This window comes from Nocardia transvalensis NBRC 15921, assembly GCF_000308875.1.
GTDB lineage: Bacteria > Actinomycetota > Actinomycetes > Mycobacteriales > Mycobacteriaceae > Nocardia > Nocardia transvalensis.
This window is the reverse complement of sequence record NZ_BAGL01000002.1, coordinates 282,162-306,829: the sequence shown is the minus strand read 5'-3', so window position 1 is coordinate 306,829 and position 24,668 is coordinate 282,162. Positions and strand designations below refer to the sequence as shown.

25 protein-coding genes are annotated in these 24,668 nt (G+C 70.1%); 15 read left to right on the top strand and 10 right to left on the bottom strand.

Annotation, left to right across the window (positions count from 1 at the left end; genetic code table 11):
• Positions 1-41: 41 nt before the first annotated feature.
• The 3 genes from ON41_RS01625 to ON41_RS01615 are packed head-to-tail and all read right to left on the bottom strand — an operon-like array spanning position 42 to position 2,243.
• Positions 42-806, bottom strand: coding sequence for a glycerophosphodiester phosphodiesterase (locus ON41_RS01625; RefSeq protein WP_040744321.1), 765 nt, complete (start codon positions 804-806; stop codon positions 42-44).
• On the bottom strand, positions 803-1,864 hold the full coding sequence (locus ON41_RS01620) for a DUF4328 domain-containing protein (protein WP_040744318.1): 1,062 nt from the start codon (positions 1,862-1,864) through the stop codon (positions 803-805). The genes ON41_RS01625 and ON41_RS01620 overlap by 4 nt, the downstream gene beginning before the upstream one ends.
• A 28-nt stretch (positions 1,865-1,892) precedes the next feature.
• Positions 1,893-2,243 carry a rhodanese-like domain-containing protein gene (locus ON41_RS01615; RefSeq protein WP_174411276.1) on the bottom strand — a complete coding sequence of 117 codons (351 nt, stop codon included), beginning with the start codon at positions 2,241-2,243 and terminating at the stop codon, positions 1,893-1,895.
• Positions 2,244-2,653: 410 nt separating this feature from the next.
• On the opposite strand from ON41_RS01615, the gene ON41_RS01610 reads away from it, so the two are divergent.
• The 4 genes from ON41_RS01610 to ON41_RS01595 all read left to right on the top strand — a co-directional run bounded on the left by ON41_RS01610 (position 2,654) and on the right by ON41_RS01595 (position 5,945).
• Positions 2,654-3,265: a hypothetical protein gene (locus ON41_RS01610; protein WP_040744316.1), complete on the top strand. Its 612-nt coding sequence runs from the start codon at positions 2,654-2,656 to the stop codon at positions 3,263-3,265.
• 246 nt (positions 3,266-3,511) lie between these two features.
• Entirely contained in the window at positions 3,512-4,135 is a 624-nt protein-coding gene (locus ON41_RS01605) for a superoxide dismutase (RefSeq protein WP_040744314.1), read from the top strand.
• 198 nt (positions 4,136-4,333) lie between these two features.
• On the top strand, positions 4,334-4,864 hold the full coding sequence (locus ON41_RS01600; protein WP_040744312.1) for a hypothetical protein: 531 nt from the start codon (positions 4,334-4,336) through the stop codon (positions 4,862-4,864).
• Between the two features lie 352 nt (positions 4,865-5,216).
• Positions 5,217-5,945 (top strand): TMEM165/GDT1 family protein, encoded by a 729-nt coding sequence (locus ON41_RS01595; protein WP_040744310.1) that lies wholly within the window; start codon positions 5,217-5,219, stop codon positions 5,943-5,945.
• A 23-nt stretch (positions 5,946-5,968) separates the two neighbouring features.
• Here ON41_RS01595 and ON41_RS01590 read toward each other — a convergent pair whose 3' ends face one another.
• Positions 5,969-6,646, bottom strand: coding sequence for a TetR/AcrR family transcriptional regulator (locus tag ON41_RS01590; protein ID WP_040744578.1), 678 nt, complete (start codon positions 6,644-6,646; stop codon positions 5,969-5,971).
• A gap of 143 nt (positions 6,647-6,789) precedes the next feature.
• Here ON41_RS01590 and ON41_RS01585 point away from each other — a divergent pair, with 143 nt between their 5' ends.
• The gene (locus ON41_RS01585; protein ID WP_040744308.1) at positions 6,790-7,557 is read left to right on the top strand and encodes an SDR family NAD(P)-dependent oxidoreductase; all 768 of its coding nucleotides are present in this window, start codon (positions 6,790-6,792) and stop codon (positions 7,555-7,557) included.
• A 136-nt stretch (positions 7,558-7,693) separates the two neighbouring features.
• Here ON41_RS01585 and ON41_RS01580 read toward each other — a convergent pair whose 3' ends face one another.
• The 3 genes from ON41_RS01580 to ON41_RS01570 all read right to left on the bottom strand — a co-directional run bounded on the left by ON41_RS01580 (position 7,694) and on the right by ON41_RS01570 (position 12,261).
• Positions 7,694-8,356: a DUF1361 domain-containing protein gene (locus ON41_RS01580; RefSeq protein WP_051160846.1), complete on the bottom strand. Its 663-nt coding sequence runs from the start codon at positions 8,354-8,356 to the stop codon at positions 7,694-7,696.
• An 88-nt stretch (positions 8,357-8,444) separates the two neighbouring features.
• Positions 8,445-10,406, bottom strand: coding sequence for a molecular chaperone HtpG (gene htpG, locus ON41_RS01575; RefSeq protein ID WP_040744306.1), 1,962 nt, complete (start codon positions 10,404-10,406; stop codon positions 8,445-8,447).
• 10 nt (positions 10,407-10,416) lie between these two features.
• Positions 10,417-12,261, bottom strand: a complete 1,845-nt coding sequence (locus ON41_RS01570) for a TM0106 family RecB-like putative nuclease (RefSeq protein ID WP_063709813.1) — start codon at positions 12,259-12,261, stop codon at positions 10,417-10,419.
• A 323-nt stretch (positions 12,262-12,584) separates the two neighbouring features.
• Between ON41_RS01570 and ON41_RS01565 the strand changes: the two genes are divergently transcribed.
• From ON41_RS01565 to rraA, 6 genes are all read left to right on the top strand, one after another.
• Positions 12,585-13,229 carry a DUF6474 family protein gene (locus tag ON41_RS01565; RefSeq protein WP_040744304.1) on the top strand — a complete coding sequence of 215 codons (645 nt, stop codon included), beginning with the start codon at positions 12,585-12,587 and terminating at the stop codon, positions 13,227-13,229.
• A 159-nt stretch (positions 13,230-13,388) separates the two neighbouring features.
• Positions 13,389-13,901 carry a hypothetical protein gene (locus ON41_RS01560; protein ID WP_051160845.1) on the top strand — a complete coding sequence of 171 codons (513 nt, stop codon included), beginning with the start codon at positions 13,389-13,391 and terminating at the stop codon, positions 13,899-13,901.
• Between the two features lie 37 nt (positions 13,902-13,938).
• Positions 13,939-14,583 (top strand): YcnI family protein, encoded by a 645-nt coding sequence (locus ON41_RS01555; RefSeq protein ID WP_040744303.1) that lies wholly within the window; start codon positions 13,939-13,941, stop codon positions 14,581-14,583.
• On the top strand, positions 14,583-15,119 hold the full coding sequence (locus tag ON41_RS01550; RefSeq protein WP_040744572.1) for a copper resistance CopC family protein: 537 nt from the start codon (positions 14,583-14,585) through the stop codon (positions 15,117-15,119). Before ON41_RS01555 ends, ON41_RS01550 begins: the two co-directional genes overlap by 1 nt.
• The gene (locus ON41_RS01545; RefSeq protein WP_051160844.1) at positions 15,116-16,057 is read left to right on the top strand and encodes a CopD family protein; all 942 of its coding nucleotides are present in this window, start codon (positions 15,116-15,118) and stop codon (positions 16,055-16,057) included. The genes ON41_RS01550 and ON41_RS01545 overlap by 4 nt, the downstream gene beginning before the upstream one ends.
• Before the next feature lie 42 nt (positions 16,058-16,099).
• Positions 16,100-16,585, top strand: a complete 486-nt coding sequence (gene rraA, locus ON41_RS01540; RefSeq protein WP_040744302.1) for a ribonuclease E activity regulator RraA — start codon at positions 16,100-16,102, stop codon at positions 16,583-16,585.
• A gap of 3 nt (positions 16,586-16,588) precedes the next feature.
• Here rraA and ON41_RS01535 read toward each other — a convergent pair whose 3' ends face one another.
• The gene (locus ON41_RS01535; RefSeq protein WP_040744569.1) at positions 16,589-16,810 is read right to left on the bottom strand and encodes an RNA-binding S4 domain-containing protein; all 222 of its coding nucleotides are present in this window, start codon (positions 16,808-16,810) and stop codon (positions 16,589-16,591) included.
• A 120-nt stretch (positions 16,811-16,930) separates the two neighbouring features.
• Here ON41_RS01535 and lysX point away from each other — a divergent pair, with 120 nt between their 5' ends.
• The 4 genes from lysX (at position 16,931) to ON41_RS01515 (ending at position 21,873) form a co-directional block, all read left to right on the top strand.
• Positions 16,931-20,251, top strand: a complete 3,321-nt coding sequence (lysX, locus tag ON41_RS01530; protein ID WP_040744567.1) for a bifunctional lysylphosphatidylglycerol synthetase/lysine--tRNA ligase LysX — start codon at positions 16,931-16,933, stop codon at positions 20,249-20,251.
• 30 nt (positions 20,252-20,281) lie between these two features.
• Entirely contained in the window at positions 20,282-20,914 is a 633-nt protein-coding gene (locus ON41_RS01525; protein ID WP_040744300.1) for a histidine phosphatase family protein, read from the top strand.
• A 134-nt stretch (positions 20,915-21,048) separates the two neighbouring features.
• Positions 21,049-21,348, top strand: a complete 300-nt coding sequence (locus ON41_RS01520) for a hypothetical protein (protein WP_157185326.1) — start codon at positions 21,049-21,051, stop codon at positions 21,346-21,348.
• Between the two features lie 177 nt (positions 21,349-21,525).
• Positions 21,526-21,873 (top strand): hypothetical protein, encoded by a 348-nt coding sequence (locus tag ON41_RS01515; protein ID WP_040744297.1) that lies wholly within the window; start codon positions 21,526-21,528, stop codon positions 21,871-21,873.
• 65 nt (positions 21,874-21,938) lie between these two features.
• Here the strand turns inward: ON41_RS01515 and ON41_RS01510 are convergent, their stop codons facing one another.
• Both ON41_RS01510 and ON41_RS01505 read right to left on the bottom strand, forming a co-directional pair.
• On the bottom strand, positions 21,939-22,862 hold the full coding sequence (locus ON41_RS01510) for a cutinase family protein (protein WP_083905074.1): 924 nt from the start codon (positions 22,860-22,862) through the stop codon (positions 21,939-21,941).
• Positions 22,863-23,156: 294 nt separating this feature from the next.
• Entirely contained in the window at positions 23,157-24,626 is a 1,470-nt protein-coding gene (locus ON41_RS01505; protein WP_040744296.1) for a glutamate synthase subunit beta, read from the bottom strand.
• Positions 24,627-24,668 lie beyond the last annotated feature (42 nt).

The window sequence follows — 24,668 nt, the reverse complement described above, 5'->3', positions numbered from 1 at the left end:
TTGCGCACACCGCGCAGGGGCACGGGAAGGGATCGGCCGTTTCAGACCGAGGACAGGACCGCCTTGGTGCGGCCGGGGTGGTTGGTCGCGATCCAGCTGACGCCGAGTTCGGCGCAGAGTTTCACATCCTCCGCGGCGTCCACGGTCCAGCAGTAGGTGGCCCGACCGGCCGCGGCGGCCTTGTCCACCAGATCCGGATGGTCGCGCAGGGTCTTCACCGACGGCCCGACCGCGGTCGCGCCCACCGTGGTCGCGGCGCTGCCGCCCAGGTAGCGGGAGGACTCGCCGAGCAGCACCGTCGGCAGCAGCGGCGCCGAGCGCCGGATCCGCCACACCGCGGTGGCCGCGAACGACATCACCACCGCGCGCGAATGGTCGGCCGAGGCCGGGGTCGCGATGCCGAAGCGCTGCAGTTCGGCCAGCACCTTGGCCTCGACCAGCGCGCCGTAGCGCACCGGATGTTTGGTCTCGATGAACAGCTTGGTGGGGCGGCTGCGCCAATCCAGCACCAGCGTGATCAGGTCGCCGAGGGTGAGCACCCCGGCATCGCCGCCGTCGCCGAAGTCCAGCTGCCGCAACTCGTCCAGGCTCATCTCGCTCACCAGGCCGGTGCCCGAGGAGGTCCGGTCGACCGTGCGGTCGTGCACGCACACCAGGTGACCGTCGCGGGTCAGCCGGACATCGCATTCGACACCGTCGGCACCCTCCTGCAACGCCAGCTCGTAGGCGGCCAGGGTGTGTTCCGGGCGGGTGCCCGAGGCGCCGCGGTGCGCCACCACGAACGGCGCGCGATTGTCTCGGCTCACTTCGCCATGACCTCCTCGTGCTCGGTCTCGGCGTCGACCGCCGGCTCGGAGCCGTCATTCTTCCCGACCGGTGCATCCGGCGCGCGCCCATCCGATTCCGCCACGGGGTGCACGGGCTCGATGACGGGCGCCGAAGTACTCACCGCGGCCAGCCACCGCTTCTCCAACCGGATACGTCCGCGCAGGTCACGGCCCTCGATCAGCCGGACCACCCACAGCGACAGCACGGCGACCGCCGCGGCGGCCAGATCGGTGTACGCGGTGAACACCACACCGTCGGCCTGCGCCTGCAGCGATCCCGCGGAGCGCCAGAGCAGCGCGGCCGCCACCAGCACACCGTTCAGCACCCAGGCGCCCCACCAGATCCGCACCGCCCGCACGACCCGGAGATCTCCGCCGCGGCGCGCGACCAACTCGGACAGGTAGACCCCCGGATACACGAGATTCACCACCGGGATCAGGCATCCGCCCCACAGCGCGGCCCGCGTCCGGGGTTCCCGGCTCCCGGCCCGCGCGTAGGCGGTCCGGCGGGCGTCGACCAGCCAGGCCACCAGGGCCAGCGCGGCGGCCAGGGCGAGCAGCAGCGACAGCACGGCCGTGACGTACACAGCGATATCCGAGAGGATCAGCCCGACCGGCGAGACCAGGCGGGTGCGGTTGTACAGCAGGATGCCGTAGCGCACGAATTCGGCGAGCGCCGCCAGCGCGAACACGATCGCGGTGGCCACCAGCAGCCGATCGCGGCGCTCGAGGAGAGCGGCGAACCGGCCGCGCACGACCGCGGCGGGCCGCGGCGGCGCGTCCCGCAGACCCCAGCGCGGCATCTCGCGATATCGCGGGGTCTCCGGGGCGGGGCGGGGACGGCGTGTCTGCCGCGTGTCGGCCGGATGCTTACCGGGCGGGCGCGCCACCCACCGGTAGTTGCGGCGTTCGGCGGGCGCGTCGACCGGTCCGGGAGACAGCAGCACACCGCGGCAGCGCGGGCACCAATGCAGCGGCCTGCCCTGCACCGCCCACCGCGCTCCGCAGCGGGCGCAGGGCTGTACGACGGAACTCACCGGGCGCCGCCCCCTTTCAGTCGAGCCATCAGTAGATCTTCGCCTCGTCGTCGCCGGCGCCGGTCAGCGGGCGGCCGGATTTCTGCCAGGCCACCATGCCGCCGAGGACGTTGACCGCGTCGAATCCGACGTGCGTGAGGTACTGCACCACCTGGAGCGACCGGCCACCCTGCCGGCACACCACGTAGATCTCGGCGTCGTAGTTCAGTTCATCGATGCGGGCGGGCACGTCGGCCATCGGGATGTGCAGGGCGCCGGGCGCGTGTCCGAGCTGCCACTCGTCGTCCTCGCGAACGTCGAGCAGGATGGCCGCACTGCCGGTGTCGAACTCGGCGGGCACTTCGTCGACCGGCACCGAGGGGATATCGGGGCTCGTCACGGTTTCGATCCTGCCACGGGTGCCGGGAGGGCGGGGAGTTCCATGGGTGTTCACGGCCCGGCGCGGGCGCTGTACTCGCGGTCTGTTCCGGCCCCGCAGAGCCTGTCACGCCCTCGGAGCCGCCCGCTGGTGCGCATCGGCGTGCCTAGTTATCCACATAATCCACAACCTGATCCACAGGTGCGGGCAACCGATCCGAGACTCCCCTCCTCATCCCGGAGCGGTCGCCCGCCGCCGAGGCGGAAACCGCGCCGCAGGTCGAGCACGTATCCGAGATCCGCGGCGCGATCCCGACAACTACTTGGACGGAGCGTCGGGACGTTCGGTTCCCTCGGTTTCGAAAAAAACGACAACACTAGCGAGAAACTGAAATCCCGGGCTCTGCCCGGACCGATCGGTAGCCTTGGTTCATGGACGCGAGCAGGGGGTTACTCGACGGTTTGGATTCGGCCGGGCTCAACACCGCGCTTGCCGAGGCCACCTGCCTCGGCCTGACGGTCGATGTCCCGGCCGCTCGGCTGCGACTCGAACTGGAGGTCCTGACTCTTCCGGTCAGCGGCCCACCACCGGCGGACCGCCGGGTATTCCTGACCCTGACCGGCGTCGGCCGTGTCGCCGCCTCCCTGCGCAGGCAGGAGTGGGACGACCTGGAACCGCAGGTCTTCCCCCTCACCCTGGACACGCTGAGCGAGGCGATCGCCGGTTTCGGCGGCAGCGCGCTGCACGGCTGGGACTTCATCGATGTCGACGAGAGCGGCTGGTCGCTGTGGCGCGAGCTGCTCAGTTTCGACACCACCCTCGGCCCGGCCCCGGCCGAGCACGTGCTGGAGTTCTCCCAGCAGGAGGGCATCGACCCGCGCGAACTCGACGTGCGGGTGTGGTTCGCCGGCCTCGAGGTCGAGACCGCCGACGGCCGCCCGATCACCCCGGCCGAATTCGTCGCCGGCGGTCAGCGCTGGTGGAAGGCGCACGACGCATGCGATCCGCGCACCATGCTGCCGGACGTCGCCCCGCCCATGTGATCATCGCGATGAATTCTCGCCGACCGGGTATACGCAACCGGGCACGGCGCGTCCGCACGGACTAGCGTCGTGCACGTCGATCCCCCGCCGCGCCCTGTGCACGGCCCATACCGTGGGATTCCGGGACGAGATTGGAATCCGGGGGCGTCGAACCCGGTTGCAACCGAGCGGGTGTACGAATGATGGTTGGGTGCGCCCGCAGAGCCTGCGGGCGCACGCGGCCCGACATCATGAGGAAGGGACATCGTGGCTGAGTACACGCTGCCAGATCTGGATTACGACTACGGCGCCCTGGAGCCGCACATCTCCGGGCAGATCAACGAGATCCATCACTCCAAGCACCACGCGACCTACGTCGCCGGTGTGAACACCGCCCTCGAGAAGCTCGAGGCGGCGCGCGAGGCCGACGATCACGGCGCGATCTTCCTGCACGAGAAGAACCTGGCCTTCCACCTGGGTGGACACGTCAACCACTCCATCTGGTGGAAGAATCTGTCGCCCAACGGCGGCGACAAGCCGGTCGGGGATCTGGCCGCCGCGATCGACGACCAGTTCGGCTCGTTCGACAAGTTCCGCGCGCAGTTCACCGCCGCCGCCAACGGCCTGCAGGGCTCCGGCTGGGCGGTCCTGGGGTACGACACCCTGGGCCAGAAGCTGCTGACGTTCCAGCTGTACGACCAGCAGGCCAACGTGCCGCTGGGCATCATCCCGCTGCTGCAGGTCGACATGTGGGAGCACGCCTTCTACCTGCAGTACAAGAACGTCAAGGCCGACTACGTGAAGGCTTTCTGGAACGTGGTCAACTGGGCCGACGTGCAGGAGCGCTTCGCCAAGGCGGTCGCGCAGGGCAAGGGCCTCATCTTCGGCTGAGCCGCCCCGCGAACCCGGCCCGCGAACCGATCGGTTCGCGGGCCTTTTTGTGTTTCGGGCCTGTTACCTGGGGCTTGGCACTCTCTGGTACTTGTGTGCCAGACATTGTTTGGGCCATTCTCGGGTACTCACAAGTCAATGGACGGGCTCGCTCGTCGCCGAGCAGCCGGCCCCCGTAACCACCTCGGGGAGGCAACGATGCGCAGCAACGATCACCAGGTGCTGGTCACGCCGTTCCAGGCGCACGGCCTGCTGCGGGGATTCCTGATCGGCGGCCGCTGGCCCGACACCACCAAGGAGTGGGCGCAGGTACTCGTGCTGGCCGTGCGGGTGGCCAGCCTCCCGGGCCTGCTCGCCACCTCCACGGTCTTCGGCGCGCGCGAGGACTTGCCCGACGACCCCCATCCCGGCACGGTCGGCCTGGTCCTGGCCGAGGGCCCGGTGCTGGGCGACGAGGCCGTCGAACCGGGCCGGTTCGCCGAACACGCGCCGCCCGCGCTGCTCATGCTGCATCCCCCCTCGGAGACCCGGCCGTCGCTGCCGGAATGCTCGGGCGCGGCCTCGGGCTGCGTCCTGCTGCCCGGAGTACCGCACCTGGGCCTCGAACACCGCGCGGCGTGGGTGGAGGCGGAGTCGGACGGCACGGTCACGACGATGGTCAGCCGGGTGGGCGTCGACCCGATCAGCGACCCCGACACCGCCGTCCTGGCCATGCTGCTGGCCGCCTGAGATCGGGTCGGCGGCCGGCCGCGAACGGGTCGGCTGCCGGACTCGGACGGGTACCCGAAAACTTCGGCGTGGATCGCCAAACTTATTGCGCGCATTGCGATTTCGATACCAGCGGGTTGCCGCGCGAGGCCGACTCAGGGTAGGCTCGGTCGCAGCGAAGGGGAGTAGCCCCCAATCACGTGGTCGACATACTGATCCCGCTCGGCGACGCCGGCAGGGTCCGGCCACGTGAACCGGCTCCATCCGGTGGGCGAGACCTTCGGCCGATGACAAACCAACCGATTGTTCGGGTGCGTTGTCGGTCGAGGCGCCCCGTCTTCGGCCGACAGGCCGGAGACCTGGGAGCTTATTCATGATCGCCACGGTATTGCTGAGTTTCGGCGTACTGTTCGTCGCCGAACTGGGCGATAAATCGCAGCTGATGGCGCTGACGTTCGCGCTGCGCTACCGGTGGTGGATCGTGCTGTCCGGGATCGCGGTCGCCAGTGTCGCGGTCAATCTCATCGCCGCCGGTGTCGGGCATTTCCTGGGCGCGGCCCTGCCGACCGACCTGATCGCGATCTGCACCGGCGTCGTCCTGCTCGTGGTCGGCCTGTGGACGCTGCGCGAAACGCTCGCCCAGGACGAGGACGCCGAGGTCGAGAAGGAGTCCGGCGACCGGTCGCCGGGACGGGCCTTCCTGATGGTGCTGTCGGCCTTCCTGCTCGCCGAACTCGGCGACCGGACCATGTTCGCCACCATCGCGCTGTCCTCCAACCACAGCTGGCTGGCGGTGTGGACCGGCTCGGTCCTGGGCATGGTCGCCGCCGGGGCGCTCGCCATCGGCATCGGGATCACCGTCGGCAAGCACCTGCCCGAGCGGTTGATCGCCACCGGGTCGGGGCTGCTGTTCCTCTACATCGGCGCCGCGACCCTGCTGGGCGCGCTGATCCCGGGTCTGGGCCGGGCGCCGGAGCTGGTCCTGGCCGCGCTGGCTCCCGTGGCGGCCGGTGGGGTGCTGTGGCTGGTGCGGCGCAATCGTGCTTCGGTACCCGCCACGGTCGAGGACGACGAATCGCTGCACCTGGACAACCAGCACTGAGCCCGTTGAACGAGCAGCGGCACTCAGCCTTCGGAGGCCGCGCCTGCGGGCAGCTCAGCAGGCGCCTGCCCGAACAGGTCTCCGCTGCGGCGCACGAGGTCGAGCATCGGTTCGCGCAGGGCGTCCAGCCCGGCCAGGTCGTCGGCCGCGACGTGGGTGGTGACCATGGCGCTCAGCGCGGCGACCAAGGTCTGGCATCCGAAACGCTGCTGCGGGGTGCGCGCGTCCAGAATCCCCGCCAGCACCTCGACGAACGATTCCTGGAGCACCGCGCGGCGCGCGATCGCCTTGGGCCCCACCGCGAACACCTCCACGAGATACAGCCGCGCGTACGCCGGTTCGCTCGCCAGGCCCTCCAGGTAGGCCGTCAGCAGGGCGTGCATGCGACCCTCCAGCGAGGTCACCGAATCCTGCTGTGCCCGTGCCACTTCCATGATCCGGTCGAGCAGCATCCGCACCGCCAGCTCGTACGCCGCCTCGAAACAGTCCTCCTTGGAACGGAATTGCTCGTAGAAGGTCTCCCGTGACACCCCGGCCCGCTTGATGATCGCGGCCACCGACGTTCCCACATAACCGTTTTCGGTCATCGCGTCGGCCATGGCGCCCAGAATGCGGTCGCGCTGCGAGGCGATCACCGCCTCCCGGGGCAGGCCGTGACGGCCGCGGGGCAGCTGGCGGGCGGTGCTGACCGGCTCTGGCATACCGACGACGGTAGCACTGAAGAACATGGCTGTTCACAAATGCCTGGCCGCCACCCCCGGCCGGTTCACCGTGCCCATCGCATTAGGGTGCTTATTGACGGAAGGCCAGCGAAGGGCCGTCACGAACGAGAGGACCAAACACCGTGGAGATTTCGGGCTCCGCCGCAATCATCACCGGAGCTGCGTCCGGTCTGGGCGCCGCGACCGCCAAGCGCTTCGCCGACGCGGGCGCGACCGTGTTCGGCCTGGACCTGCAGCAGTCCATCGAACGCGCCGGCGACAGCGTCCCGGCCGGTGTCACCCTGATCCCGACCGATGTCACCAGCGCCGACGAGGTCGCCGCCGCCATCGCCAAGGTCGTCGAGTCCGGCGTGCCGCCGCGCATCGTCGTCAACTGCGCCGGCGTCGGCTGGGCCGGACGGATCCTGTCCAAGAACGGCCCGCACGATCTGGAGCTGTTCCGCACGGTCATCACCGTGAACCTGCTCGGCACGTTCAACGTGATGCGCCTGGCCGCCGACGCCATCTCCAAGACCGAGCCGGTCGACGAGTACGGCCAGCGCGGCGTCGTCATCAACACCGCCTCGGTGGCGGCGTTCGAGGGCCAGATCGGCCAGATCGCCTACTCCGCGTCCAAGGGCGGCGTCGCCGGCATGACCATCCCGGCCGCGCGCGACCTGGCGCAGTTCGGCATCCGCGTCGACACCATCGCCCCCGGCATCATCGACACCCCGATGCTGGCCGGCGTCACCGAGGAGTACCGCAAGGGCCTCGAGGCCGGCGTGCCCTTCCCCTCGCGCCTGGGCCGCCCCGACGAGTACGCCCAGCTCGCGCAGTACATCGTCGAGCACGACTACCTCAACGGCGAGGTCTTCCGCATGGACGGCGCCCTGCGCATGGCGCCGCGCTGACGCGGATGTCTTCAGAGGCCCGCACTGTAAACAGTGCGGGCCTTCGCGTTGCGGGCTAGCGCACTGTGCGAGTCTTCACAGCGCGCGGGCGTTGCAGGCCCGGTGGCGCGAACGCTGTGCGGGCCTTGGTGTTTCCCTAGTTCGAATCAGACGCGGGGCGTAGCCGGACCAGGGCGCGGCGGGTGTGGTCGACGGTGGATTCGGCGACGGCCTTGGTGACGAAATGGCCGGCGGCGGTGACGCCGAACAGGACGACGATGGCCGCCGGGGCCCAGGACCAGCTCAGGGCGAGCAGGATGCGGTCGAAGGCGCCGCGCGGCTGGACCACCGGTTCCCAGCTGTTGAGCCGGGCCCAGCGGCCGAGGAAAATTCCGACCGCACAGGACAGGTGCAGGCTGAGGGTGACCGGGATCCGGTGGCGGCCCAGCCCGTTGCGCTCCAGGAACCGCCCCACCTCGGACAGCGCCAGGTAGTACGCGACGAATCCGGAGATGATGAACGCCGCGTACCACGGCAGCACGGTCGAGACGACCGGGCCGTCACCGGCGAGATGAATGTCTTCGCGCAGGTGCACCAGATCGGTCACCACATACGGCGCATTGGGCAGGAACAGCACGAACAGCGCCAACCCCGCCCACCACACCGGCGACCGCGCGATGAGATCGCCCCGCCCCGAACGGAACACCAACAGCGCCAGCGCCACCGGAATCCAGGCCAGGACGGTATTCCAGGTCATCCACAGAAGGTCACGACGAGCCAGCCCAAGCAAGCTCGCGGCCACCGCATCGAGCACGTCCATACCAACCATGATGCAGGATTTTCGGAGCGCACTGGGCACGATCAGGGCCCGCACCGAATTCCGGCGCGGGCCCTGGAGTTTCGAAAAATTACAGGGTGCGGGTGAGGCGGTCTGCCAGGACCTGGGCGAAGTGGGCCGGGTCCTTCAGTTCGCCGCCCTCGGCGAGAACCGCCGTGCCGTACAGCAATTCGGCGGTCTGGGTGAGGTCCTCGGCCTTACCGGCTTCGGCGTCCTCGCGCTTCTCGCCGTAGGCGTCGCGCAGGCCCGTGACCAGCGGGTGGCTGGGGTTGAGCTCCAGGATGCGCTTGGTCTCCGGCATGATCTGGCCCGAGGCGCGATACATGCGCTCCAGCTGCGGGCTGAAGTCGAAGACGTCGCCCACCACGCACGCCGGCGAGGTGGTCAGGCGCGAGGACAGCCGGACCTCCTTGACGCTGTCGCCGAGGGTCTCCCGCATCCACTTCAGGACGTCGCCGAAGTCCTTCTCCTGCTGCTCGCGCAGGGCCTCGGACTCCTTCTTCTCCTCCTCGGTCTCCAGGTCGACCTCGCCCTTGGCGATGGACTGGAACTGCTTGCCGTCGAATTCCGGCACCGAGCCGACCCACATCTCGTCGACCGGATCGGTGAGGACCAGCACCTCCAGACCCTTGGCCTGGAAGGCCTCCATATGCGGCGACTTCTCGATCTGCTGCCGCGACTCGCCGGTCATGTAGTAGATGGAGTCCTGGCCGTCCTTCATCCGCTCCACGTACTCGGCGAGCGTGGTCGGCTGCTCGTCCGAGTGGGTGGACTCGAAGGACGAGACCTGCAGGATGGTCTCGCGGTTGTCGAAGTCCGACAGCAGGCCCTCCTTGAGGACGCGTCCGAACTCCTTCCAGAACGTCTCGTACTTCGACTTGTCTTCCGCGCCTTGCAGATCCTTCACCGTCGACAGGACCTTGCGCACCAGGCGCTTGCGGATCATCTGGATCTGGCGGTCCTGCTGCAGGATCTCGCGGGACACGTTGAGCGACAGGTCCTGCGCGTCCACCACGCCCTTGACGAAGCGCAGGTACTCCGGCATCAGCTCTTCGCAGTTGTCCATGATGAACACCCGCCGGACGTAGAGCTGCACACCGCGCTGGTGGTCGCGCTGGAACAGGTCGAACGGCGCATGCGACGGGATGAACAGCAGCGCCTGGTATTCGAACGTGCCCTCGGCCTTGAGCGGGATGATCTCCAGCGGATCGTCCCAGGCGTGCGAGACGTGCTTGTAGAACTCCTTGTACTCCTCCTCGGACACCTCGCTCTTCGGGCGCGTCCACAGCGCCTTCTGCGAGTTGAGCGTCTGATCCTCGAGAATCGTCTTCTCTTCCTTATCCTCGCCCTCACCCTCGGTGACGGTCCGCTCCACCTGCATGCGGATCGGCCAGGCGATGAAATCGGAATACTTCTTGACGATCTCGCGGAGCTTCCACTCCTGCGTGTAGTCGAAGAGGTGGTCCTCCTCGTCGGCGGGCTTGAGGTGCAGCGAGACCGCGGTGCCCTGCGGCGCCTCGTCCAGGGTCTCGATGGTGTAGGTGGAGCTGCCCGCGGCCGACTCCCACCGGGTGGCGGCGGTCTCGCCGGCCTTGCGGGTGGTGAGGGTGACCTTGTCGGCCACCATGAAGGTCGAGTAGAAGCCGATACCGAACTGACCGATCAATTCCTCGGCCTCGGCTTGCGCCTTCCTGGCCTCCAGCAGTTGCCGCCGCAGTTCGGCGGTGCCGGACTTGGCCAGGGTGCCGATGAGATCGACCACCTCGTCGCGCGACATGCCGATGCCGTTGTCGCGCACGGTCAGGATCCGATTCTCGGCGTCGACCTCCAGCTCGACGTGCAGATCCGAGGTGTCGACCTCGAGATCCTTGTCCCGGAACGACTCCAGCCGCAGCTTGTCGAGGGCGTCGGAGGCGTTCGAGATCAGCTCGCGCAGGAAGGTGTCCTTGTTCGAGTAGACCGAGTGGATCATCAGTTCCAGGAGCTGATGGGTTTCGGCCTGAAACTCCAGCTGTTCGACGTGCTCAGTCACGTCGGAAATTTTACGACGGCCGCGACGGAGCCGGCACGGGGCTCTGCTCTCGGAAGTCGGACATGGCCGGGACCTCGGCCTCGGCGCTGCGACCGCCGGGGCGGCTCGGGGCCATCCACTCGCGCAGGGCGAGGGTGGCGCGCACGTCGTCCTCGTTGTACTCGAGCAGGCGGGTGCGCTGGGTGAGATCGCATTCACCGTCGTAGCCGACCGCCTGGCGGTACCAGCTCATCGACGCCTCGCCGCCGGCCTCCGGATCGCGCCAGGAGAATCCGGCCACGGGCGCGATCTTCTTGAGGCCCTTGCCGTTCGGGCAGATGAACTGCTCGGAGACCGCCTGGAACATGTCGACCCAGTCGGGGCCGTCGACGAAATCGCGGATCTGGTCCTCGGTGGGGACGCCCGGCATACCGGCGAACCGGCGCGCCGACTCGTACAGCCACTTGTCCTCGGCCGTGCGCGAATAGCAGTACGCGGCAAAGCTTCTCCCCGCCGCGTGGGCCTCGGCGCGCACGCCCATCAGCCAGACCCAGAACTCCGCGAACGAGCGGGCCTCGTCGTCGGTGGGCAGCGGGTCCCAGGTGACGAACGGGCGGTACACGCCGTCGAGCAGGGTGCCCCACAGGTAGGCGCCGTACTCCTGGTAGCTCTCCAGATCCACGTCCACCTCGACGTCGGCGCGCTGCACCCGCACCTGGTCGAAGCGGCGGACCAGGGGCGCGCCGGAGATCCAGGCGCGCGCGGTGACCACGGTCTCGGCGAACGGCTCGTACTGCCAGTCGTCGGGGTCGTCGCCGGTCCAGCCGGCCAGGTCCTCGATGGTCTCGACGCCGTGGCGGCGCAGGAGTTCGGCGCGCGAACCGGGCGCGACGAGGCTGACGTCGCGATGCGTGGTCAGCCAACGCTCGCAGCTGGGGAGATCACCGTCCGGACCGGGCACCGACCGGCTCCACCAGGGGCAGCGGCGGCATTCGGGCACCTTGGACGGGACGGTGGGCAGTTCGCCGCGGACCACCGCGATGCGGTCGGCGTAGCGCAGGTCGTAGTCGTCGAGGATCGGGGCCAGGTCGTGGACCAGGATCCGGTCGAAGTGGTAACCGATCGCGCCGCCGGCCACGGCCGGGCTGGCCAGGCCGTGGCGCTGCAGCATCCGGTACAGGTGGGCCAGGCGCTGCTGGTCGCGCGGCTGGGCGCGGACGCGGACGTGCTTGTCGGGCAGCGGTTTCCAGCGGTAGAGGTCCGAGGTGAGGGGGTGGAAGTCGGCCGGGTCGGGCTGGCGCGGGTCGGTGACCTTGTGATTGACCACGATGACCGGGAGGTAGCCGCCGCGGTCCGGATCGAGCAGCAGGATCTCCGAGCCGCCGCGGCGGCCCGTATCGGGCTCCTGCGGCAGCAGCGCGCCCCAGATGTGCCGGGCGCCTGCCGCGCAGGCGCGCAGCGTGGCGGCGGCCCGCTCGGACGCCGGTTGCGCCGGGTCGATCACGACCCAGTGCTCCGGATCCGCGGCCACGAGGGTGTCGCGCACGCGCTCGCGGTGCGCCGCGGCCGCCTCGCGGCGCTGCTGGACCCCCGCGTCCTCGGCCACGCCCGTCAGCAGGCCGGGATGCGTCGCCTCCAGATGCAGCCGGTGGCGGCAGCCGATCAGCGCCCGCGCGTCGACGTACGCGGCCCGGCCGCTGGTGGATCCGCTTGCGGCGGAAGGTATCTCACGACCGGCCCCCGGGGCGACCGCCCGCGCGGAGCCCCCCTCGGCGCCCGCGGTCGCGGCGGCGCCGTCGCGCACCGCGGCCACCCGCCGTGGGGCGCTCCCGCCGTCGTCGTCGCGACCGTTGCGGTCGCCGCTGCCCGAGTACACGTAAGCAGTATGGTCCAGACCCCCGACACACTCGTGAACCGCACCGCACACCCCGGTCTCGGATCGGCCCACCGGTCGTTACCGCGACCACGACCCGAACACAGCGGCCACCCGACCGGCACAGCGAACGTGGCTCGTCTACGACCCGAACACAGCGGCCTACCGATCCGCTGTGCGAACACGACCACCGCGACCCGAACTCAGCGTGCCCGCGCGGAGGCCCGCGGGAACAAGTTAGGGTTGGCGCAAACTGTGTGTGCACCGGAATACACGGCAGGTAGCGGCTGCCTGCGCGAACCAGCATGTCGGAGAGGGCCTTATTCATGGGGTTGTTCACCAAGCGCAACAAGCGGGCGGACCGCAAGGCCGAGGCGAAAGCCCTCAAGCACAAGGCCGCCATGGAGGCCAAGCTCGGCGCCCGCAACGAGCGCAAGCGCGACCGCGCCGACGCCCGCACCCAGCGCGATGTGGCCAAGCAGCAGATCGCGACGCTGAAGGCGGAGGAGAAGGCCGCGGAGAAGGTGGCCGCGAAGGCCGACCGCGACCTGCTGACGGCCGGACAGGTCAAGAAGTACCTGGGCGTGGCCCGGGTACTCGTCCCGGTGCTGGCCCCGCTGGCCTACCGCGCCGCGACGTTCATCCGCGGGCAGATCGACACCCGCCGCGCCCACCGCCTGGGCATCGGCCTCGATCAGCTCACCGACTTCAGCGGGCACGGCGCCAAACTGCAGGCGCGCGTCGCCAACGCCGAGGGCGCGCTCACCGAGATCGCCGGCAAGACCGGTAAGGACGACGCCGAGGGCGCGAAGTTCGTCGCCGCCACCCGCGAACGCCTCGACAGCCTGACCGCCGCGGTCCGCACCGCCGAGCAGATGCCGCCGCAGCGCCGCCGCGCGGTCCACACCTCCATCTCCACCGAGCTGTCCGGCATCGAGGCCGATATCCTCGCGCGCCTCGGCGTGCGCTGAGACTCAGACCCCACGTTCATGCACCACCCCGGCCGGTCGCGTTCCCGTTCCATGGGTCATCGACCCATCGGACGCGATCGTCCAGGTCCCGAATCAGGCCGGGGCGGTAGCGGATTCGCGACGCGCGGGCCCGGCGGTGTACTCACCGGCGCGGCGGTCATGACGCTCGTGGTGGCCGCACACGGGTGGGCCGGTGGCGGATTCCCGGATTCGACCGCGCTGACGCTGCTGCTGCTCATTGCCGTCGTGGGCGGGACAGCGGTCGGGCTACTCCCGCCGAGGGCCGGATTACGCCGCCGGGCGGCACTTTTCGCGGTGCTGGCCAGTGGACAGCTGGCCGGACATGCCGTGCTGGCCGGAACTCCCGGTCACGATCACGGCGGCGTGAGCAGGCACTCGGCCCATGTGACAGACGTTCTCGTCGGCGGCGTGCACCTGCCCACCGGGTGGATGGCGCTCGCCCACTCGCTCGCGGCACTGCTGTGCGCGGTGCTGATCGCCGCGGCCGGTCGGCTGTACGACCTTGTCTCGCAGACCGTTCGGGCCCTCCGAAGTCACCCGCTACCCGAGTTGCCCGCCCGCGCGATCCGGCGGCCGGATACCGCGGCACGCACGGATTCCTTTCTCCGTCTCGGCGCGATCGCACCCCGCGCGCCACCGGTGCCGGCCTGACCCCCGACACCCCACCCTCGACAGAGAAAGATCTCCCATGTCTCCTGCGATCTCGCGCGCCCTCGTCGCGGCGGGCGCCGCGGCCGGGCTGGCCCTGCTCGCCACCGGCACCGCCGCCGCACACGTCACGGCCGACGCGCCCGGCGCCGCGCAGGGCGGCTACGCCGTCGTCACCTTCAAGGTGCCGACCGAATCGGCGACCGCCGCCACCACCAAGCTGAAAGTGACACTGCCCGAGCTGGTCTCGGCCCGCACCGAGCCCATGCCCGGCTGGACGTCCTCGATCGACAAGAACGACAAGAACCTGGCCGTCGCCGTCACCTGGACCGCCGAACCCGGCAATCCCGGTGTGGCGCCGGGCCAGTTCCAGCGCTTCGTCCTGTCCACCGGCCCGCTGCCGAAACAGGACACGGTGAGCTTCCCGGCCGCCCAGACCTACAGCGACGGCAAGATCGTCGACTGGAACCAGCCGATGGGCCCGGACGGCTCGGAGCCCGAACACCCCGCCCCCGAACTCACGCTCGCGGCGGCCGGTTCCGGGGACGACCACGCCTCGTCCGCCGCCGCCTCCGAATCGGAGAGCGACGACACCGCCCGGTGGCTCGGCGGTATCGGCCTGGCCCTCGGCGCGATCGGCGCGCTGCTCGGCCTGGGCGCCCTCGTCCGGGGACGGCGCTCGTGATCCGGCGGCTGGCCGGTGGCCTGCTGACCGCGCTGCTGCTCACCGGCCTCGCGACGCTGACCGCGGGCCCGGCGGCCGCGCATTCGGCGGTCGTGTCCACCGACCCGGCCGACGGCGCGCAGCTCGACGCGGGCCCGGCCCGGGTCGCGATCACCTTCAACGAGAACCTGCAGCCCAGCTTCCCGTCGCTGACCGTGGTCGGCCCGGACGGGAACCGGTGGGACAAGGGCCAGCCCCAGGTGGACGGGCCCACCGTCAGCGTGGAGGTGGGCGCGCTCGGCCCCGCCGGGCAGTACACGATCGCCTACCGGGTGACGTCCGCGGACGGCCATCCGGTCAGCGGCACCCGCACCTTCACACTCACCACACCCGGTAACGGCACGCCAGGGCCGAAGGCCGGTGCGGCGAGCGATTCCGGCGGCGGCGACTCCGGCGGCATCCCGGTCTGGGTGTTCATCGTGGCGGCGGTCGTGATCCTGGGTGGCGTCCTGGCGGTATTGCTGCTCGGCCGCGGAAGCGCCCGCAAGCGACAGTGAGCAGAGCGGCGACCGGCGGCAGTTCGACCGCCCTGCGGTCGGCGCTGGTGCTGGTCGTCCCCGCGGCACTGCTCGGCGTCGCGCTGGCGTGGGCGCTGGCGGCGCCGGATCCGGTGCAGGCCGAGGCGCCCGTGCGCGCGCTGGCCGACTGCGCCGGGGCCACGGTGCTCGGCCTGGCCGCCCTGCCCCGCCTGCACGAGCGGCTGCTCCCGCCGTGGCGGCTGCTGGCCGGGATCGGCGGGGTATGGGCGGCGACGGAACTCGCGGTGCTCGGCTGCGAGGCGGCGCAGGTGGTCGGCGTCGGCGTGACGCGGCTGGGAGTCGGCCAGTTCGGCGATTACCTGGCGCACGTGAGCGGCGGCCAGGTGGGTATCGCGATCCTGATCGGCACCTGCGCGATCACCGGCTACGGCGTACTGGCCTACCGGCGACCGCGGCACGCCACCACCGATCTCGTCCTGGTCTTCGCGGCGGTCGCGCTGGTACTGCGGCCGATCACCGGGCACATGTCGCAGCAGGCGTTCGGCTCGGTGCTGGCCGCCGGGCACGCGCTGGCCGCCGCGGTGTGGTTCGGGCTGCTGTCCGCACTGGCCCTGGTCACGCGCACCCGCGGCGAGTGGGCGGCGGTGCTGCCCCGGTATTCGGCGTGGGCGCTTCCGGCGCTCGCGGCGGTCACGGTGACGGGCGTGTGCAACGGGCTGATCCGGCTGGGCGGCCTCACACCGCTGATCGATACCGGGTACGGGCGCATCCTGCTGGCCAAGACGGCACTGCTGGCCGGACTGCTGATGCTCGGCTGGTGGTGGCGCCGGCGCTGGGTGCCGCTCGCGGGCGACCACCGGATGACGGCCGAATCCTCGCTGCGCCGAGCGATTTTCGAGGTGGTGGTGATGGCGCTGGTCTTCGGCCTGGCGGCGACGCTGTCGGTCACGGCCTGACCCCTCGTGGCGAGGCGAGCGGGCCATGGCAAGCTGGCGGGCGTGACCGACTCAGCCAATCCGGTAGCGACCGCAGACCTCGCCGACGAGATCGGCCCCGACATCCGCAGCTGCGACACCCAATTCAGGCAGCTGGGCGGCCGCGAGACCTTTGCCGGACGGATCGTCACGATCCGCTGCTTCCAGGACAACCTGCTGGTCAAGCAGACGCTGGGCGAACCGGGCGAGGGCCGGGTCCTGGTCGTCGACGGCGGCGCGAGCGTGCACACGGCGCTGGTCGGCGACATCATCGCCGGTCGCGGCGTGGACAACGGCTGGGCCGGGGTCGTCGTCAACGGCGCTGTCCGCGATTCGGCGATCCTGCGCACGCTCGATATCGGCCTGAAGGCGCTGGGCACCAACCCGCGCAAGAGCACGCAGACCGGATCCGGCGAGCGCGATGTGCCGGTCGAATTCGGCGGTGTGACCTTCGTCCCGGGCGAGATGCTCTACAGCGACGCCGACGGCGTCGTCGTGCGGGCGGAGTGAGGGTCAGCCGTTCGCGACCCGCGCCCGGTGTCCGGCGAGAGTGACGACATCGCCGTGCTGCAGCTGCCTGCCGCGGCGTAGTTCGACCTCGTCGTTGACCCGCACGAGACCGGCCGCGATCACGGTCTTCGCCTCCGAGCCGCTCTCGATCAGGTTGGCCAGCTTCAGGAATTGTCCGAGCCGTATGACATCGTCATCGATCGGCACATCGACTGGATCCGACATGGGGTACATCATTACCCGTCGCGCCCGGCGGGCCGCACCGGCCCCCGCGACCCCGGCCGGTGAACGGACATGCCCGTCCATGTTCTGTGCACGAGCCCGGTCAGCGATCACACTGATGCGGTGACTTCGACGCAGGACCGGCAACACCAGGACACCGAGCACAGACCGCGGTCCCCGGAGGTGCCGCATCGCGGCCACGGGCGGCTGCGCGAGGTACCGCATATCGTAGGGCTCGTCCTGGGCGTCTTCGCCGCTCTGTGCGCGTTGTGGAGCATCTCCCCCGGCCTGCGTTTCATCACCCAGGTCCCCCGCCGCTACCTGGACACCTATTACTTCGACGCCCCCGACACCAGCCTCGTGTGGGCGCTCATCATCGGCCTGCTCGCGGGCGCCACCGCCAGCCGCAAGCGCGTGGCCTGGTGGCTGCTGGTCGGTTATCTGACGCTGCTGGGCGTCGCCAACGCGCTCGAATTCGCCTCCGAGGGCGACGTCAACGACCTGGTCGCGCTGATCGTGCACGCCGCGGTCATCGGGCTGCTGATCGCCGCGTGGTCGGAGTTCTACACGCACGTGCGCCGCGGCGCGGCCTGGACCGCGCTGGGCGTCCTGGTCGGCGGCCTGGTGATCGGCTGCCTGGTCGGCTGGGCGCTGGTCGAGGTGTTCCCCGGGAGCCTGCCGCGCGGCGCCGAGCGCCCGCTGTGGGCCGTCTCGCGGGTGACCGCGGCGATCCTGGTCAGCAACGACAACTTCGACGGCCATCCGCCCCATCTGGTCAACCTGCTGCTGGGCTTCTTCGGCTTCGTGGCCCTGATGGCCGCGGTGATCGTGCTGTTCCGCTCGCAGCGGGCCGAGAATGCCATGACCGGAACGGACGAATCGGCGCTGCGCGGCCTGCTGGAACGGTCGGATGTCGAGGATTCGCTGGGCTACTTCGCCACCCGCCGCGACAAGGCGGTGGTCTTCGCGCCCAGCGGCAAGGCGGCGGTCACCTATCGCGTGGAACTCGGGGTGTGCCTGGCCTCCGGCGATCCCATCGGCATGCGCGAGGCCTGGCCGCAGGCGATCGACGCCTGGTTACGGCTGGCCGACCAGTACGGCTGGGCGCCCGCCGTGATGGGCGCCGGCGAATTCGGCGCGACGGCCTATCGGCGCGCGGGACTGTCCGCGCTGCGGCTGGGCGACGAGGCCATCCTCGACACCCGTCAGTTCTCGCTGGCCGGTCCGGAGATGAAGCAGGTCCGCCAGGCCTCGAACCGGTTGCGCAAGCAGGGGTTCACCGTCCGCATCCGCCGTCACAACGAACTCACCCCGGACGAGCGCGCGCAGATGACCCGCCGCGCGGACACCTGGCGCGACACCGAGACCGAGCGCGGCTTCTCGATGGCCCTGGGCCGCCTCGGCGATCCGCTGGACGGCGACAGCCTGCTGGTCGAGGCGGTCGACGCGGAGGGCCGGGTGTGGGGCATGCTGTCGCTGGTGCCGTGGGGTCGCACGGGCGTCTCGCTGGATGTGATGCGCCGCGATCCCAAGGGGCCCAACGGGATCATGGAGTTGATGATCTCGCAGCTGGCGCTGTCCTCGGGCCAGTACGGCATCACGCGGGTGTCGCTGAACTTCGCGGTGTTCCGCTCGGTGTTCGAGGAGGGCGGCCGCATCGGCGCGGGGCCGGTGCTGCGGTTGTGGCGCAGCGTGCTCATGTTCTTCTCGCGCTGGTGGCAGCTCGAGGCGCTGTACCGGTCCAACGTGAAGTACCAGCCGCAGTGGGTGCCCCGGTTCTTCCTCTTCGAGGATCGCCGCCAGCTGCCGCGCGTCGCGATGGCCAGCGCGCTCGCCGAGGGCTTCCTGCCGCGCTTCGGCAAACAGCCGGATGCCATGGCGCACACCGGTCTCCACTCGGCCGTCCCGGCGACCATGACCGGCCTGCACGCCGACGGCAGCCCGCCCGAACTGCCCGCGGAGGAACTGGAGCAGACCAACGGCCGCCGTCCCGAACAGGTGCGCGTCCGGATGGACAAGGTGCGCCGTCTCGAGGCGAGCGGCGTGGACGTCTACCCGGTCGCCTATCCCCCGACCCACACCGTCGCCGCCGCGCGGCGCTCGCCCAAGGGCACCACGGTGCGAGTGTGCGGGCGGCTGTTGCGGATTCGCGATTACGGCGGCGTCATCTTCGCGGTGCTGCGCGACTGGTCGGCCGATATCCAGCTGGTCATCGATCGCGGCCGGGTGGGCGCCGAGCGCGCCGCCGACTTCGACGAGTACTTCGATCTCGGTGATCTGATCGAGGTCTCCGGCCAGGTCGGGCACAGCCGTCGCGGCGAGCTGTCGCTGCTCGCGCAGGACTGGCGGATGATCGGCAAATGCCTGCACCCGCTGCCGGACAAGTGGCGGGGCCTGTCGGATCCCGAGGCGCGGGTGCGGCAGCGCTATGTCGACATGGCGATCAACCCCGAGGCCCGCGAGCTGCTCGCCAAGCGCAGCGCGGTGGTGCGGTCGCTGCGGGACACGTTGAGCGACTGGGGATTCCTCGAGGTCGAGACGCCCGTGCTGCAGCAGGTGCACGGCGGGGCCAACGCCGCGCCGTTCACCACCCACATCAACGCCTACGACCTCGACCTGTACCTGCGCATCGCGCCCGAGCTGTATCTGAAGCGGCTCTGCGTCGGCGGGATGGAGAAGGTGTTCGAACTGGGCCGGGTGTTCCGCAACGAGGGCGTGGACTACAGCCACAATCCGGAGTTCACGATCCTGGAAGCCTATGAGGCGCACAGCGATTACGAGCGGATGATGCACGCCTGCCGCCAGCTCGTCCAGGCGGCCGCCGTCGCCGCCAACGGACGGTGCGTCGCGCTGCGTCCCGGGCCGGACGGCACGCTGAAGGAGGTCGACATCTCCGGTGACTGGCCGGTGAAGACCGTGCACGGCGCCATCTCCGCGGCCATCGGCGAGACGGTCACCCCCGACACCGATGTCGACCGGCTGCGCACGCTGTGCGAGAAGGCCGATGTGCCCTACCAGTTCGGCTGGGACGCCGGGCAGATCGTGCTGGAGATGTACGAGCACCTGGTGGAGGACCGCACCGAGGAACCCACGTTCTACATCGACTTCCCCACCTCGGTCTCGCCGCTCACCCGCGCCCATCGCAGCGTCGCGGGCGTGGCCGAACGGTGGGATCTGGTGGCCTGGGGCGTCGAACTGGGCACCGCCTACAGCGAGCTGACCAACCCGCTCGAACAGCGCCGCCGCCTCACCGAGCAGTCCATGCTCGCCGCCGGCGGCGATCCGGAGGCGATGGAGCTGGACGAGGACTTCCTGCAGGCGCTGGAGTTCGCCATGCCACCGACCGGCGGCCTGGGCGTCGGCGTGGACCGCGTGGTCATGTTGATCACCGGCCGCAGCATCCGGGAAACCCTGCCGTTCCCCTTGGTGAAGCCGCGCGGCTGAGCGTCCCGGGGCACTTCTAGAGTGGGACGGGTGCAGCTCGTTCTCGTTCGTCACGCCCAGCCGCAGCGGCTGTTCACCACGTCCGGTCCGGCCGATCCCGGGCTCACGGAGCTGGGGGCCGAGCAGGCGGGGCGGGTGCCCGCGGCACTGACGCGGATGGAGGGCGGGCCACATCGCGTCACGCGGGTGGTGAGCAGCCCGCAGCGCCGCGCGCGGGAGACGGCCGCGCCGGCGGCGGAGAAGCTGGGGTTGCCCGTGGATGTGCTCGACGATCTCGCCGAGTACGACCGGGATCTGCCGGTCTACATCCCGATCGAGGATGCGCGGCGTGAATTCGAGGCCACCTACGACCGGATCAAAGCCGGATATCTGCCCGAGCAGATCGACGGCCCGGCGTTCGTCGGGCGGGTGCTGCGCACCGTCGACGAGATCGTCGCGGCCGCGAGTCCCGCGGATACGGTGGCCGTCTTCGCGCACGGCGGGGTGATCAACGTGCTGCTCCAGGATGTACTGGGTCTGGAACGCCCGCTGACCTTCCCGATCGACTACTGCTCGATCACGCGGATCCTCTATTCGCGCACCGGTAGTCGCACGGCGGCTACGGTCAACGAGAACGGTCACGTGTGGGACCTGCTCCCCCGCACCCTCGCCGCCGAATCCTGAACTCCCAGACAAGGCGCCGAACTCCCAGGAAACTGCCAGCTCGATCGGATTGCGGTCGCAGTGACGGAACGTTCGATGGGACTTCGTGAGCCGCACGCTCCACGCGGCCCACGCTCCTAGAGAAAGGCATTCCGTTGCTCTCAACCAGGAAGTCGACCCGCTCCCGGCGCACCGTCGCCCGCGTCGCCGTCGCCGGAGTTCTGGCCGCCGTGCCGATCGCGGCGGTGGCCGTCCCGGCCTTCGCCGACGACATCCCCTCCGCGGCCCCCGTCGACCGGCACGACCACGACGGCGACTGGCGTCATCACCACCACGACGGCCCGTGGGACGGCCCGGGCGGTCCCGGACAGGGCCCGTGGCCGGGTGGCCCCGGCCCGTTCCACCCCGGCCCCGACGGCCCGCCGCTGCTGCCCCCCACCGGCTCCTTCGGCTGAGCCACAGACCGATACGGCCCCCGCACCCCCGCCGCTTCCCGGCACACCGGAACGGCGGGGGTTCGTTCTTCCCAGTCAGCTGCCAGCGTCGTCGCATTTCCGTCCCAGCCTGCGCCGCTTCGATGGGAAGCGTGAATCCGACGGAGACGATTCACTTTCCGATCGAAAGGCACTGCTTTGTCGAATACCGCGAACACCTCGACCGCCAAGCCCGCCCGTGCTCGCCGCCGGGTCGTCCGGCTCGCCGCCGCGAGCGCTCTGGCCGCCGTCTCGCTGACGGCCGTCGCCGTCCCGGCCTTCGCCGCGACCGCCGACACGAACTCCTCCGCCGGCTCGATCGCCCTGCAGCCGGACGACCAGCGCCTGCCGGGCGATCAGGACCACCGCGGACAGGACGGCGACCACCGCGACGGCGACCGCGGGCCGGACGGCGACCACCGCGGCGACGGCGATCACCGCCGGCCGGATGCCCAGCAGAGCCCGATCCCGGGCGTGCAGCTGCCGTCCACCGGCTCCTTCGGATAATCCGCCGGAGACAACGAGGGCCGCTCCCCTGTCGGGAACGGCCCTCGGTCTCAGGAAGATTCAGCTCACGCCATGCCGGAGATCCAGTTGTGCATCCAGGAGATGGCGGTCTGGCCGCCGCCGACGGAGTAGTTGCCGTAGGAGGTGTGCGCCCCGGAACCGTAGAAGTCCTCGAGCTGCTCCACACGCTGCTTGTTGGCGCCCTCGGTCAGCTGCGACTGCAGGGTCGGGATACCGCCGTGCGACATCAGGTCGCCGATGATCGACCCGGCCTCCAGCTGGTAGCGCCACACGTTGGCGGCCGACGCGCCGGACGCCTGCGCCAGGAAGCCGGCGAAGCGGGTGATGAAGTCGGTGTCCTCGGTCGCGCAGTACAGATCGCCCTGGGCGCAGATGGTCCGGACGCGGTCGCTCAGGAAGCCGAAGCCGCCGACGCGGGGACCACCGGAACCGGCGCCGCCGACGACCGGGCCGACCTGAACGTCGGTGGGCGAGCGCCGCGGATCGGAGATCAGGCCGACACCGGAGATCTTGTCGGGCGTCACCACACCGAGTCCGGTGCCGAGTTCGGCCGCGAGATCACCGGCGGCGTCCGCGCCCTGGCTGTAGCCGACGACGGCGTAGTGGGTGGCCCCGCAGCGGGCCGCCATCTGGCTGATCAGTCCGCGCGCGCCGTCGGTCGCCTGCTTCTTGGAGGCGCCGTAGACGTCGCCCTCCCAGGGGAAGGCCGTCGCGGCGTAGGAGACGTAGTCGACGTCGGCCGAGCTCGGGAGGCCGCGGGTGACACCGGACAGCATGCCCGGACCCGTCATGTCCTCGGGCTTGTGGTCACCGGTCTCCCACGTTCCGGGGATGGCGACCACGTACAGGCTCGGGCAGCCCGGATCCGCAGCGGCGGTACCGCTTCCGAGTACGGTGCCGGACAACGTCATGCCGGACAACACCGCCGCCGCTGCCCCTGCCGCCGCGACCAACTTCTTCAACCGCATAATGCTCCAGTTCAAGCCTGCCCCGGCACGGGGACATGAGGACAATTCGCCGATCATGGTGGGGCCACCGAATTTCCGGATGGTTGACTCCCGGCCAACCGGCGACGCACATGTCGGCCGCTGCGGAACAGACCGAATGGCTGGTTCAGTGACACACCGCTGCCAAGAATAAAGGGCTCCGCACCGAAGTGCCATTCGGCCACCCGATGTCGTCCGATTTCCGTCGTGACCGGACACGACGAAAAGTGCCCGCGGGGCATACACCCGCGGGCACCTTCACAATCTGCCCCTACGTCAGCGCTGCGCGACCGTCGTCGGCGCGATCGGCGACGGCAGCGCCGTCTCGCCCTCCAGGAACTTGTCGGCCGCCGACGCCGCGGCGCGGCCCTCGGCGATGGCCCACACGATCAGCGACTGGCCGCGGCCCATGTCACCGGCGGCGAAGACGCCGGGAACCGTGGTCTGGAAGTCGTTGTCGCGCTTGACGTTGCCGCGCTGGTCGTAACCGACGCCCAGATCCTCGAGCAGGCCGTTCTTCTGCGGGCCGGTGAAGCCCATGGCCAGCAGCACCAGATCGGCCTCGAGGGTGAAGTCGGACCCCTCGACCTTCTCGAAGCGGCCGTTGACCATCTGGACCTCGTGCGCCTGCAACGCGGTGACTTTGCCGTCCTCCCCGACGAAGCGCTCGGTGTTGACCGAGTAGACGCGCTCGCCGCCCTCCTCGTGCGCCGAGGAGACCCGGTACATCAGCGGATAGGTCGGCCACGGCGTCGACTCGGCGCGCTCCTCCGGCGGCCGCGGCATGATCTCGAACTGGTGCACGCTCTCCGCGCCCTGCCGGTGCGAGGTGCCCAGGCAGTCCGCGCCGGTGTCGCCGCCGCCGATGATGACGACCTTCTTACCCCGGGCGTGGATGGGCGGCAGGCCCTCCTCGTCGGTGATCGGGTCGCCGAGCTGCACGCGGTTGGACAGCGGCAGGAATTCCATCGCCTGATGGATGCCGTCCAGATCGCGGCCGGGAACCGGGAGATCGCGCGCGATGGTCGACCCACCGGCCAGCACCACCGCGTCGAACCGCTCGCGCAGCTGCTCGGCGGTGATGTCGACGCCGACGTTCACGCCGGTCTTGAAGACGGTGCCCTCGGCCTCCATCTGCGCCAGCCGGCGGTCGATGAAGCGCTTCTCCATCTTGAATTCCGGGATGCCGTAGCGCAGCAGGCCGCCGATGCGGTCGTCGCGCTCGAACACCGTCACCGTGTGGCCGGCGCGGGTCAGCTGCTGGGCCGCGGCCAGACCGGCCGGGCCCGAACCCACGACGGCGACCTTCTTGCCGGTCAGCCGGGTCGGGTAGACCGGGGCCACCCAGCCCTCGTCGAAGGCGTTCTCGATGAGTTCGACCTCGACCTGCTTGATGGTCACCGGGTCCTGGTTGATGCCGAGCACGCACGACGCCTCGCACGGCGCCGGGCACAGCCGCCCGGTGAACTCCGGGAAGTTGTTGGTGGCGTGCAGGCGATCGATGCCCTCGCGCCAATTGCCCTTGTACACCAGGTCGTTCCACTCGGGAATCAGGTTCCCCAGCGGGCACCCGTTGTGGCAGAACGGGATTCCGCAGTCCATGCACCGGCTGGCCTGGGTCTGCAGGGTCTCGTGCGCGAAACCCTCCTCGTAGACCTCTTTCCAGTCCATCAGGCGCAGCGGGACCGGCCGCCGCTGGGGCAGCTCTCTGCTCGTGTGCTTCAGAAATCCTTGTGCGTCACCCATGAACGGCCTCTGACCTCCGCGCCTGTCCGGCGCACCCAACAA